Raw genomic sequence first — 12,474 nt, 5'->3', positions numbered from 1 at the left:
CTGCAATTGTCTTCCTAAGACCGCTTGGCCTCCGACTTGGGGTGCCTGTGGTGTGGACGTAAAGCGCAGCAGTCCACACCACAGGCACCCCCGGCCCACCCCCGCCCCCACCACGAACGAGACGCGACCAGGCCGCCCCGCCCAACGAACAAAACCCCAGATCACCACCCCCAACGCCTTTGCCGGGACGTTATCCACAGGCTTCCCCGACCGGCCCGCCGGAGCGGTAGCGTCATGGCGTCGAGAGCGAACGGGGGTGGTGGCAGTGGTGCGGCGTGCCGGAATCGTGCTGGTGCTGGGGTGGTTGGCGGTGCTGTTCGCCGCCGGTGCGGTGCAGGCCGCGCCCGCGGGAGCGGACGCCCCGAGCCAGCCCGCCTATCTCGCCGAGCAGCTCCGGCACGACCCGGTGTACGTCAGCGATCAGATGCCGCGCGTGGTGCCGCGGTCGACGGCCCCCGCCTTCGCCGCGGAGGCGAAGCGGCTGCGCGTCCCGACGTACGTCGTCGTCCTGCCGTTCACCTCCTCCGGTTCGGGCTCCGGTCTGCTCGCCGCGATCCACGACCACTTGGGGCGCAAGGGGCTCTACGTCGCGGTCTCCGAGTCGGGCCTGTCCGAGGTGCAGAGCTACGGCGTGAGCGTCCCGGGCGCCGCCGACGCGAAGACCGCGACGCTGTACGAACTGCCCTACGACGCCACGCCCCGCGAGGTGTTCCGGCACTTCGTCGACCTGCTCACCTCCGGCCGGTCCCACCAGCGCGCCGAGGCCGCCCGCGCCGCGTACGGCGGTGCGGACAACAACCACGAACCACCCGCGCTGCACACCACGCAGACGGACCGGGAGAACCAGAGCTTCCTCACTGGCGCCCTGGTGGCCGGGGTGCCGCTGGGCGCACTGCTGATCACGTACCACGCGCTGGCCCGGCGCCGGCCAGGCGCCGGCCCCGGCCTGCGGCGCGGTTGGCCGCTGCCGATCGGTGCGTTGGCGCTGGCCGGGCTGCTGGTCCTCGGCGCCTCGCAGCTCTTCTCCGACACCAGCACGGGGGACGGCTCGGTGCCGACCGCCGCCGACCTGCGGTCCCGGATCGACCGGGTCAGCGCGGGACTGCGGCACGACCCGCTCTACGTCGACCCCGAGAGCCCGTCACCGCTGGACGACGCCGAGCGCGCCGAGTTGCGCGAGCGACTGGCGGCCCTGCCGGTACCGGTCCTGGTCGTCGCGCTACCCAGTTCGATGAACGACGAGTCCGGCGGCGACCCGGACCGGCTGGCCGCGGCCCTGCACGACCGGCTGCGCCGCGACGCCCTGTTCGTGACGGTCGAGCTGCCGAGCGGCTACGTCTCGACCGCCAACTACGGCACCCACGTGGACACCAGCGCGCTCTACAACGCGTCCCGCGACCCCGCGGCCGGCGACCGCGACCTCAGCACCCTCGGCCCGCGCCTGGACAAGCTCCTCGCCTCCGTCGCCAAGGCCCCGACGACCAAGACGGCCGGTGAGCCGCTCCCGCCCTCCCCTCTGACGGACCCGGTCGCCCGGCGGAAGCTGCCCGGCCTGTTCACCGGGGACTTCCACCCGGGGCTGTTCATCGGCGCGCTCGCGGCGCTGCTGCTCTTCGGGCTGGTGGTGGCCGTGGGAGCGATCCTGCGGGCGCTGCGCCGCCGGGGCGCCCGGGCCGCCGTTGCCGCGGCGGCACCGGTCGAGCCCCGACAGGCGTGGCTGCGGCGCACCGCACGGGAGGAAATAGCCGCCCTGACAGTCGAGTTGGAGCCGGCCACGGGGCTGTCGGAGGCGGCACGCCGTCGGGCGTGGGAGTGTCTGGACGCCGCCGCGCTCCTGATCGACGGCGACAGCGACGGCCGGATCGACGACGACGCCACCCCCGCCAGCCTCGCCTGTGCGATCGTGCTGGCGCGGGTCGGCCGGACCGCGGCCCGGGAGCCGTCCGCCGCGACCCACGTCTGCCACCGCAATCCGCTGCACGGCGCGGCCACCGGCCCGGCGGGCAAACGTCCGGCCGGCGGCCGCGGACCGGCGCCGCGGCCGGTGTGCGCGGCGTGCCGGGAGACGCCCGGCGAGATGCTGCGGCTCCCGGGGCCGGACGCGTCCGGGCGCCGGGGCCACAGCCCCTACCCGGGGCACCCCGGCCCGTTGGCGACGCTCGCCAAGGGGACCGGCACAGATCAACTCACCCGCGAGGTACGGGAGTCCTTCGGTGTCAACTGACCTTCGTCGCCGCCGTTCGCTGCGGTCCGTCCTCGCCGTCGGCGCGGCCTCCGTCGCACTGCTCGGTGCCGCTGCGGGGTCCGCCACGGCCGCGCCCAGCCCCGGGCAGAAGATCGCCGACGCCCTGCGCACCTCACCGGTGTACGTCGATCCCTCCCTCGCGTCGGCGGTCGGACCGGACGACCAGCGCGCCCTGGTACAGCAGATCCGGCAGTCCCAGCTGCCGATCCAGGTGGTGCTGGTCCCGCTGGTGGAGGGGGACAACTGGGGCGGGAAGTCCGAGCAGCTCAGCGACGTGGTGCACGACCGGACGGGCGGCGGCCCGGCCATCGTCATCACCCCCGGGGACTACCCCGACGACATCGAGGCCCACGCCTGGCCCGCCCACTCCCACCAGGCGGAGAACGCCACCGCCTCGGTCTTCTTCGACGACTCGATGAAGGGCGCCGGGCTCACCAAGCGCATATCCCGGGCGATCGACCTCATCAAGGCGGGCGACGGCGACGAGGTCTACCGACGCCTCACCGCCCACCTCGGCACCTCGGGCGGCAGCAAGCCGAAGGAGCCCGCGGCGCAGGCGTCCTCCCCGGTCGTGCGGCTCCTGGCGCTGGTCGCCGGCCCGCTGCTGGTGCTCGGCGCGGCCTGGCTGCTGCTGCGGTGCCGCTCGCGCCTGCGGGACTTCGGGACGCCGTTCGCGATGCCCCGGTCCGTGTTCGCCGCCGCGCACCGGGCCGACGAGGACGGGCTGCGCGAGCGGGCCGGTGCGGAGGTGGTGCGGCTCGGCGAGGAGGCACGTGCCGCCACCGGCGACCCGGCGGCCATCGAGCGCGCCCTGGACGCCTACGCCGCGGCCGGCACGGTGCTGGACCGCGCACGCGGCGTTCCGGACCTGGCCGGCGTGTTCGCGCTGGTGGCCGAGGGACGGGCGGCGCTGTCCCCCGCTCCGGCCACGCTGCCGCTGTGCTTCTTCCACCCGCTGCACGGCCCCGCCGCCCGCCGCATCCCCTGGCGCCCGGTGGGCCGCCGGGAGCAACTGCGGATCGCCGCCTGCGACACCTGCATCCGCGCGGTCCGTGCCCGTCGCGCACCGGAAGTCCTCACGGACCGTCTGGACGGCCACCCTGTGCCGTACTTCGAGGTGCCGGCCGAGCGGAGCCTCTGGGCCGCCACCGGCTACGGCTCGCTGCTGGCCGGCGACTCGCTCGCCGGGCGGGTGCAACGGGGCGATTTCACCCGCACGTTGTCCTGAAGGGGGCGCCACCACCGCGCCGCGGTCCGCACCGTCCGACGCCGTCCGGCACTCCCCTGCCCTGCGGCGCGGCCCGTCGGGACGGCCGCCGCGCGCCGCATCGGTGCAGGTCGGCCCGTCCGCCCGCCGCGCCTGCCCGGACAGATTTTGTCCGGGCATTACCCTGCGCGGCCGGCGGGCCGGCAATGTCGCTGAATTCAGCCAGAATTGGGCAACGGCGGCGACGGAATCCGCCGGCCGCTTTGCAGGAATTGCGGTACCTCGACCGGGGTCGCTCCCACCAGGCCCGAACGGCAGGCATCGGACGCGTGCATTCCGCGTTTCGACACGGGTGAAAGCGCGCTCCTATGCTCCACTGCACGGCCGTTCGCGTGCACTGGGCAACGGTGTTGTGCGACGGGGGAGAGCAAGGACCGGGAGAACGTTTTGCTGCACACGAGGACCCCATGGCTGCGCGCCGCCGCACCGGTCGCCGTACTGGCGCTGGCGCTGACCGCCTGCGGCGGGAAGCAGGACGCTTCGGTCTCCACCACCGGTTCCGCCACGGACGACGCGCAGACCTCCGCGGAAGCCGCGGCGAAGACCGGGACGGAGCCGACCGGACCGGTGGGCGGCGACGGGGCGTTGGCGCCCGGCCAGAGCGGCACCGGGCCGTACCGGGAAGAATCCGGGAAAATAACCTACGAGGTCGCCGCGCAGAAGGTTCGCGTCGGCACCGAGGCCGACGCGAAGAAAATGGTCCAGGACCCCAAGAACGCCAATGGCCTGGTCGCGGCGACCGCCTATGTGAAGTACACGAACAAGGGCCCGGACGTCGTCAAGGGCCTGGCAAAGGTGGCCAACGGCGCCGAGATCTACGCGGACGGCCAACGCGGCGGCCTCCTCATCGGCAGCCCGGGGAACCTCCCCGGCTGCGAGGACCCGGTCGACATCGACGACTGGCAGGTCGGCGAAAGCCACGTCATCTGCCAGACGTACATGATCCCGAAAGGTGCCAGGTCCCTGGAGGTGCACTGGACGGCCGACGGCGCCACCACCCCGCTCGTCTGGAAGTTCACCCCCACCGGCTGACCGGCTGAGGCCCACCGCGACCGCCGCACCCGCCCCGCCCCGCCCCGTCGCGGCGGGGCGGGGCGGGGCGGGGCGGGGCGGAGAATCAAGACGAGGCGAAGCAAGGCACGGCGTGGCGCGGCACGGCGTGGCACGCCGTGGTGATCCACCACGACCACACCTGACACAACGTCAACAGCGCGCGCACTACGGCACATTGCCGGGCTTCGGGGAGTGCGCGCGGCGCTCCGGTGGAGGCGCCGCGCGGTCCGGGGCGGCGCGACGGGATCAGGCGTGGGCCGCCAGTGCGCCGAGGAACGGCTCGATGACCCGGCACCAGGCGTCGGGCTGCTCCCAGGGCAGCAGGTGGCCGGCGTCGGGGATCTCGGCGTAGGTGCCGCGGGGCAGCACCCGGACCATCTCCTGGGCCTCGGCGCGGCCGAGTTCGGCGTCGAGGCCGCGGACGACGAGGGCGGGGCAGTCGACCTGGGCGAGTTCCTCCCAGTGGGCGTCGTGCACCCAGGTCTCGCGGGCGCTGAGCATCTGGCGGCGGGAGAAGACCGGGCGCCAGCCGTCGGCGCGCTCGGCCATCACCTCGGCGAAGAACTCCCCGCGGGCCGGCCGGGGGCGCTCCAGGGTCGGATCGTCCTCCCCGAACCACTTGCGGACGTCCGCCAGGGTCGCGAACGGCACCGGCCAGGAGCGGAACCACTCCGTCCACTCGCGCTGCGAGGCCGCCCCGAGCGCCGACGCCCGCATATCGCAGATCACCAGCGCACTGACCAGGTCCGGGCGCCGGGCGGCCACCTGCCAGGCCGTCAGCGCACCCATGGCGTGCCCGACGAGGGCGGCCGGGGCCAGCTCCAACTGCTCGATGGCGGCGATGGCGTCCTCGACGTACGCGGCGCGGTCGAGCGGCCCCTCAGCGGGCTTCTCGCTGCGGCCGTGGCCGCGCTGGTCGAGGGCGACCGGGCGGTGCACCCCGCTCAGCCGGCGGGCGGTGTCCGCCCAGTGGGAGGCGCGCCCCATCAGCCCGTGGAGCAACAGCACGCCGGGCCGCCGCCCGCCGTCGTCCACCCCGCCGCCGCGCTTGGGCGGGTCGGTGAATTCCCAGGCCGCGAGCCGTACGCCGCCGGATCCCGTCACATCGATACGCCGCACCATGTGCCCTGGCACCCCCAATCGTCCCCTGACCAGCCCCGCACAACCCACATTATCGAACTCGCATTCGAATGGATCGCTGCCGCGCCCAACACCCCACTTTCGAGTGACCTTGTGGCGGGATTGGCCGCGCCCACCACGGGGAGACATCTGCCGGGAGGCGGGCCCCACCGGGAAGGGGGCCCGTGGGGAACGACCCTGGGAGCTCGGGGCTCCGGGTCGTGGTGGGGGGACATGGGGAGGCAGGGCCCCGGCAGCTCGCAGCGCCGGGGCCCTGACCGTCCTCGATCGACGTCAGTGGACGCATCCGAGCCCCCTAGGCCGTCAGCGCATCACGCGGGAGTGACGACGCATGGCCATGCGTCAGCGCCAGAGTGACACGAGACCGGCCGATCCGCACGGATTCGCACAAGACCGTTCATCGCACCGAAAGTTGACGAGCCCGCCGGCTTGCGCATCGGCGCAGCTCAACGGGCTCGTGAGGGGTTTTTTACGGGGATGGGCGGAGATCAGCCGTCAGTCCCGTGGTGACTGCGCGTCATCCACCGGGCCGCGACGGCGGGCCCGGCACGCGCCGGCACCGGTCGCCGGGCGCGCCGGCGCGGGGCTCAGCGCTTGGCGACGAAGACGTGACTGGCGATCTCGGCGTCCAGCTCGGCGGCCTCACCGCTGCTGCCGACCAGCACGCCGGCCGGGGACTCGGTCACGCTGACCACCGCGCCCGGCTGCACCCCGGCCCGCCGCAGCGTGTACATCAGCTGGGCGTCGGCCTGGATGGGCTCACCGATCCGGCGCACCACCGCCGTCTTGCCGTCGGAGCCGGCGTCCAGGTCCATCAGGCTCACCATGCCGGCGTCCAGGAACGGGTCGGCCTCGGCCTTCTCCCCCAGCTCCTCCAGGCCCGGGATGGGGTTGCCGTACGGGGACTCGGTGGGGTGGCGCAGCAACTCCACGACGCGGCGCTCGACCGCCTCGCTCATCACGTGCTCCCAGCGGCACGCCTCGGCGTGCACCTGCTCCCACTCCAGGCCGATGACGTCGACGAGCAGGCACTCGGCGAGGCGGTGCTTGCGCATCACCCGCGTCGCCAGGCGGCGGCCCTCCTCCGTCAGCTCCAGGTGCCGGTCGCCGGCCACCGTCAGCAGGCCGTCTCGCTCCATGCGCGCCACGGTCTGGCTGACCGTCGGGCCGCTCTGTTCGAGCCGCTCCGCGATGCGGGCGCGCATGGGGACCACACCCTCCTCTTCCAGTTCGAGGATGGTGCGGAGATACATCTCCGTGGTGTCGATCAGTCCGGACATGCGTGCCCCTCGATGTGTCGTGCGGTGGCCCTGGATTCAATTCTGACGCATCCCGCTGACAACGGTGCGTCGTCGTCCGCGCAGCGGACGCCCGCGGCCGGTTCAACGGGTGCATTGCCCGGCGTATTGACAGCGCACTGGTCCAGACCGCAACGTGATCCGGGCCACTGATCCACCCGGCGGCCGCCGGGCGTCGACGCACCGGCGCCGGCCCGCCGCCGATCCCACCCAGACGCGACGAGAGGGGCCCGCGGCAATGGCTGAGAACGACCGGAGCGAGGGGCTGGCCGGACGGTACTTCGACGCCGCGATCGACCTGCTGCGGCAGGTCCGCGACGCGGAGGGGGAGCGGATCGCCGCGGCCGGGCAGCTGATCGCGGACACCGTCGAGGCCGGCGGCCGGGTCTTCTCCTTCGGGGCCGGGCACTCCTCGTTGCCGGCGCAGGACACCGTGTACCGGGCCGGCGGCCTGGCGGTCATGAACCTGCTGTCCGTTCCCGGGGTCGTCGGGGTGGACGTCCGGCCGGCGACGCTCGGCAGCGCGCTGGAGCGGGTCGACGGGCTGGCCGGGGCGGTGCTGGACACCAGCCCGCTGGAGCGCGGTGACGTGCTGGTGATCATCTCGCTCTCCGGGCGGAACGCCCTGCCGGTGGAGATGGCCATCAACGCGCGGGCGCTCGGCATCAAGGTCATCGGCCTGACCTCGGTGGCCTACGCGGAGGCGACCAAGTCCCGGCACGGCTCGGGGACGTACCTCAAGGACCACTGCGACATCGTGCTGGACAGCCGGATCCCGGTCGGTGACGCGGAGCTGACGCTGCCCGGCATCGAGGCCCCGTTCGCGCCCGCCTCGACGGTCGTCACCAGCGCCGTCATGCAGGCCGTGGTGGCGACGGCGGCCGGTGCGCTCGCCGAGCGCGGGGCGCAGCCGCCGCTGCTGCGCTCGGGCAACGTGGACGGCGGGCACGAGTGGAACGGCCGGGTGATGCGGGAGTACGCGGACCGGATCTTCTACCGGCACTGAGCGGGCGCGTCCGGCGGCGCGCCGGGGCCGGGGACCCGCCCGACGGACCGCCCCGTGCCGGTTCACGCCCCGGCCGCCCCCGCGAGGTCGAGGGCGGCGGCGATCCGGGCGGCGACCTCCTCGGCGTAGTCGGCGTCCGCCCGGTCGAAGGGGCGGCGGGCGGGCGTCCGCAGGAAGGTGAGGACCCCGAGGGTGCGGCCCCGGCTGCGCAGCACCACGCACAGTCCGTGCACCGTGCCGTCCGGCCAGTTCCGGGCGGTCGCCCAGCCCCCGGCGGGGGCCTGGCCGGCGCTGGCGCGCACCGAGCCGCGCCGCGCGTACGCCTGGAGCGCCGGGTGGCCCGGCGCGTAGGCCACCGGGATGCCGGTCGCCGGCACCGCCTCCGAGGGGCCGGGCACGCCCGCCGGGGACGCCAGCGCCCGCACCAGCCGGGGCGCCCGGACCGGATGGCCCATCCCGCTGTCGGGGGGCGTCGGATCCGCGTCCCACTCGGCGTCCGCGTCCACCGCGCCGTAGGGGGCCGGGGCCGGGGTGCCGGCGCGGTCCACCAGTGCGTGGTCGGCGAAGCCCGCCAGGGCGAAGTCGAGGTGGACGGCGGCGGCCTCGGCCGGGTCCGGGCACTCGGCGGCGGCCCGACCGGCCCGGTGCAGCTGGTGCGCCCGAAAGCGCAGCAGGGAACCGTCCTGCTCGGCCCGTTTGGCGTCGGTGACGTCCTGGAACAGCCAGGCGACACCGAGCGGAACGGGTTCCTCCGCGAGCGGCGAGGCCAGCCGGACGAAGCCGCTGCGCCAGCACCGGCGCGGGAGTTCGGCGTCCCCGTCCCGCGGCGTCACCCACAGTTCGCCGACGGCCGGCGGCGGGCCCTCGGCCAGGACGTGCTGGAGGGCGCCCTCCAACTCCTCGACGCCCTGCCCCAGGACGTCGCCCAGCGGGCAGCCCAGCAGCGCGGTGCGGCTCATCCCGAAGGTCCGGGCGGCGTGCGCGTTGACCATCGCGGGCCGCAGGTCGGCGTCGATCAGCACCACGCCCCAGGTGGCGTCCTCGAAGAGCGCCTCGCTGAGCGCCACCGCCCGTTCCAGGTCGAGCTGGGTGTGCGACTCGCCGAAGGCGCAGTAGGCGCCGGCGACCCGGCCGTCGGGGGTGCGCACCGCGGAGGACTGGGTGCGGACCAGGACGCGGTGACCGTCCTTGGCCAGCAGGGCGAAGTCGTGCACCTGGCGGCCCGGGGCACGCATCGCGGCCACCACGGCGGACTGCACGCCCTCGGCGTCCTCCGTGCGGACCGCCCAACCCGTCAGGCCACGGCGGCCGACCGCCTCCTCGGCGGTCCAGCCCAGGATGCGTTCGGCCTCGTGGTTCCAGTGCGTGACCGTGCCGTCCACGGCGAACGCCATCAGGGCGGCGTCCATGCCGTCCAGGAGGGCGGCGAGCAGTCCGGAGTCGTCGGTGTCCGGAGGCCGGTCGGGTTCGCCGCCGGCGGGGGTCGGCGGGGCCCCGGAGGCCGCCGCTCCGGGCCCGTTCGCCGGGCCGGCGGACGCCGGCTGCTGCGACGACGAGGCCGACGAGGCAGAAGAAGCTGACGAGGCAGTCACTGGCACCCCTTACGAACGCGGCCGCACGTGCTCCACGTGGGGTCATTCAACTGGAACGTGACGTGGAACACACCCGATTCGCCGAAATCCCCGCCGGTGAGTCCCGGCTCCGAAAAAAACCGGTTGTACGGCGCCGGGCGGCTTCCTAACGTGTGGGGTACACGAGAAGGGAGGTGGTTCGGAAGATGATTTCGCACCGGACGCGTGAGGTGGCTGCGGGCTAGCAGCCCGTCGCTTCACCGAAGTGCAGCGCCGGATCCGCGCATACTGCAGATGCGCAGCCGGCCCAATCCCAAGCAGTCACCCGACCCGCGGGCTGCCGGTTCGTCCGACCGGCCCTTCGCGCCACCGGCGCGGAGGAGAAGGCCCGCGGGTCGTCTGCGTGTGCGGCCCCCGCACCGACGCCCCGCGCGCCACCCCCGCGGCGTCAGGGCGCCAGCCGCTCCACCCGCCACCCGCCGGCCTCGGCCGCACCCTCGCGGACGTACCGCAGCCGGTCGTGCAGGCGGTTGAGCCGGCCCTGCCAGAACTCGACCGCCTGGGCGGTGATGCGGTAGCCACCCCAGTGCGGCGGCGCCGGCACCTGCTCGCCCTCCGGGTAACGGGCCGCCAACTCCGCGTAGGAACGCTCCAGTTCCGCACGGGAGGCGATCGGCGCGGACTGGTCGCTGGCCCAGGCGCCCAACTGGGAGCCGTGCGGGCGGGTGCGGAAGTAGGCGGCGGTCTCGTCCCGGCCGATGCGCTCGGCGGTGCCGGTCACGATGACCTGACGGGCCAACGGATGCCAGGGGAAGAGCAGCGAGACATGCGGGTTCTCCGCCAGGTCGCGGCCCTTGCGGCTGGAGTAGTTGGTGAAGAACACGAAGCCGCGCTCGTCGAATGCCTTCAGCAGCACGGTCCTTGAACTGGGCCGGCCGGCGGCGTCCGCCGTCGAGACGACCATCGCGTTCGGCTCGTGCAGGCCGGCCACCGCCGCGTCCTTGAACCAGCGTCCGAACTGGTCGTAGGGGCTCGCGGCGAGGTCGGACTCGGCAATGCCCTCGGCACGGTAGTGCGCGCGCATGGACGAAGGGTCGGGGGTCTCGGCAGAAGGCATGTCGGCGGGATGCACGGCCTCATCTTGCAGCATCGACCCCGCACCGGGCAGCCCGGTGGGCCGGAAGTCTGCCCCCCGTCGCCGGGACGTAACCCTCCCGTCGGCAAATCGCCCAGTGTGCCGGACGTCACGCTTCCCCGCTGCTGATGAACCCGCCAAAATCATGGCCCGGCCCACTGTGGGCCTCGGACACCGGAAGCTATCGTGTCCGTCTTCAGGCCGCCGCGGAGCACCATGCGTGGCGGCCCGCGCCCGCGGGCCGACCACCTGCGGGCGGAACCGCCGCGTGGCCCCTGCCACGGCGGGGCATCACCGGGGTGACCGGTACGGACCGCGAGCTGCCCGGCGCAGCCGCGTAACCGCACCGGCACCACAACTGACTCGACCGCACGGCGACCGGTCACCGGCCGGCTGCCGTCCCCATCTTGAGGAGCCGCCTGATGTCCGACTTCGTTCCCGGGCTTGAGGGAGTCGTCGCGTTCGAGACGGAGATCGCCGAACCCGACAAGGAAGGCGGCGCGCTCCGCTACCGCGGCGTGGACATCGAGGACCTCGTCGGGCACGTCTCCTTCGAGAACGTCTGGGGGCTGCTGGTCGACGGCGCGTTCACACCGGGACTGCCGCCCGCCGAGCCGTTCCCGATCCCGGTGCACTCGGGTGACATCCGCGTCGACGTGCAGTCCGCGCTCGCCATGCTGGCGCCCGTATGGGGCCTGAAACCGCTGCTCGACATCGACGAGCGGACCGCCCGCGACAACCTCGCCCGGGCCGCCGTGATGGCGCTGTCCTACGTCGCCCAGTCGGCGCGCGGACAGGGCCTGCCGATGGTGCCGCAGAAGGAGATCGACAAGGCCGAGACGGTCGTCGAGCGCTTCATGAAGCGCTGGCGCGGGGAACCCGACCCCAAGCACGTCAAGGCCGTCGACGCCTACTGGACCTCGGCCGCCGAACACGGCATGAACGCCTCCACCTTCACCGCCCGGGTCATCGCCTCCACCGGCGCGGACGTCGCCGCGGCGCTCTCCGGCGCGGTCGGCGCGATGTCCGGCCCGCTGCACGGCGGCGCGCCCTCCCGCGTCCTCGGCATGATCGAGGAGATCGAGCGCACCGGGGACGCCGGCGCCTACGTCCGGCAGGCCCTGGACCGGGGCGAGCGGCTGATGGGCTTCGGCCACCGCGTCTACCGCGCCGAGGACCCGCGGGCGCGGGTGCTGCGCCGCACCGCCAAGGAGTTGGCCGCGCCCCGCTTCGAGGTCGCCGAGGCCCTGGAGAAGGCCGCCCTGGAAGAACTCCACAACCGCCGCCCCGACCGGGTCCTGGCCACCAACGTCGAGTTCTGGGCGGCCATCGTGCTGGACTTCGCGGAGGTCCCGGCGCACATGTTCACGTCCATGTTCACCTGCGCCCGCACGGCCGGCTGGAGCGCCCACATCCTCGAACAGAAGCGGACCGGACGCCTGGTCCGCCCCTCGGCCCGCTACGTGGGGCCTGCGGCCCGCAGCCCGCAGTCGATCGAGGGGTTCTCGCCTGTGGCGGGCTGACTGGCGCGGGGCCGCTGCGCGGGGCTCGCTCGTACGTTGCCGGTTTGCCGCCGTGTGGCGTCTCGCCGTTGCGCCTGGCGGCGCGGGCCTGTTCCCACGTTGTGGGGTTTCTCGCCGTTGCGCCTGCGGCGGGCGTTGTCCGCTGCGCGGGGCGTTTGGGTGGCGGTGTCGGGCCTGCGGGGGTGGTGTGCAGGACTGCTGCGCTTTACGTCCTGCACACCACCCCCTCCGGCCCG

At 74.0% G+C, this 12,474-nt stretch carries 9 protein-coding genes; 5 read left to right on the top strand and 4 right to left on the bottom strand.

Going from position 1 to position 12,474, the window contains the following annotated elements; translation table 11 throughout:
- Positions 1-268 precede the first annotated feature (268 nt).
- The 3 genes from ABD385_RS40660 to ABD385_RS40650 all read left to right on the top strand — a co-directional run bounded on the left by ABD385_RS40660 (position 269) and on the right by ABD385_RS40650 (position 4,544).
- Positions 269-2,224 carry a hypothetical protein gene (locus tag ABD385_RS40660; RefSeq protein WP_344585250.1) on the top strand — a complete coding sequence of 652 codons (1,956 nt, stop codon included), beginning with the start codon at positions 269-271 and terminating at the stop codon, positions 2,222-2,224.
- Positions 2,214-3,473, top strand: a complete 1,260-nt coding sequence (locus tag ABD385_RS40655) for a hypothetical protein (protein WP_344585248.1) — start codon at positions 2,214-2,216, stop codon at positions 3,471-3,473. Before ABD385_RS40660 ends, ABD385_RS40655 begins: the two co-directional genes overlap by 11 nt.
- 426 nt (positions 3,474-3,899) lie before the next feature.
- Positions 3,900-4,544 (top strand): hypothetical protein, encoded by a 645-nt coding sequence (locus tag ABD385_RS40650; protein WP_344585246.1) that lies wholly within the window; start codon positions 3,900-3,902, stop codon positions 4,542-4,544.
- A gap of 267 nt (positions 4,545-4,811) precedes the next feature.
- Here the strand turns inward: ABD385_RS40650 and ABD385_RS40645 are convergent, their stop codons facing one another.
- Positions 4,812-5,687 carry an alpha/beta fold hydrolase gene (locus tag ABD385_RS40645; RefSeq protein WP_344585245.1) on the bottom strand — a complete coding sequence of 292 codons (876 nt, stop codon included), beginning with the start codon at positions 5,685-5,687 and terminating at the stop codon, positions 4,812-4,814.
- A 605-nt stretch (positions 5,688-6,292) separates the two neighbouring features.
- On the bottom strand, positions 6,293-6,985 hold the full coding sequence (locus ABD385_RS40640) for an iron-dependent transcriptional repressor DtxR (protein WP_344585243.1): 693 nt from the start codon (positions 6,983-6,985) through the stop codon (positions 6,293-6,295).
- Between the two features lie 256 nt (positions 6,986-7,241).
- Between ABD385_RS40640 and ABD385_RS40635 the strand changes: the two genes are divergently transcribed.
- Positions 7,242-8,009 (top strand): SIS domain-containing protein, encoded by a 768-nt coding sequence (locus ABD385_RS40635; protein ID WP_344585240.1) that lies wholly within the window; start codon positions 7,242-7,244, stop codon positions 8,007-8,009.
- Positions 8,010-8,071: 62 nt separating this feature from the next.
- Here ABD385_RS40635 and ABD385_RS40630 read toward each other — a convergent pair whose 3' ends face one another.
- Positions 8,072-9,601 (bottom strand): PAS domain-containing protein, encoded by a 1,530-nt coding sequence (locus ABD385_RS40630; RefSeq protein WP_425585594.1) that lies wholly within the window; start codon positions 9,599-9,601, stop codon positions 8,072-8,074.
- Between the two features lie 427 nt (positions 9,602-10,028).
- The gene (pdxH, locus tag ABD385_RS40625) at positions 10,029-10,664 is read right to left on the bottom strand and encodes a pyridoxamine 5'-phosphate oxidase (protein WP_344585238.1); all 636 of its coding nucleotides are present in this window, start codon (positions 10,662-10,664) and stop codon (positions 10,029-10,031) included.
- Between the two features lie 473 nt (positions 10,665-11,137).
- Here pdxH and ABD385_RS40620 point away from each other — a divergent pair, with 473 nt between their 5' ends.
- Complete coding sequence (locus tag ABD385_RS40620; protein ID WP_344585237.1) at positions 11,138-12,238, top strand: citrate synthase 2; 1,101 nt, start codon at positions 11,138-11,140, stop codon at positions 12,236-12,238.
- The last annotated feature ends 236 nt before the right edge of the window (positions 12,239-12,474 follow it).

The sequence above is a fragment of the Streptomyces lunalinharesii genome (genome assembly GCF_039532155.1).
GTDB classification, from domain to species: Bacteria; Actinomycetota; Actinomycetes; order Streptomycetales; family Streptomycetaceae; genus Streptomyces; species Streptomyces lunalinharesii.
Note: the sequence above shows the minus strand (reverse complement) of the source record. Positions and strands in the feature narration are given on the sequence as shown.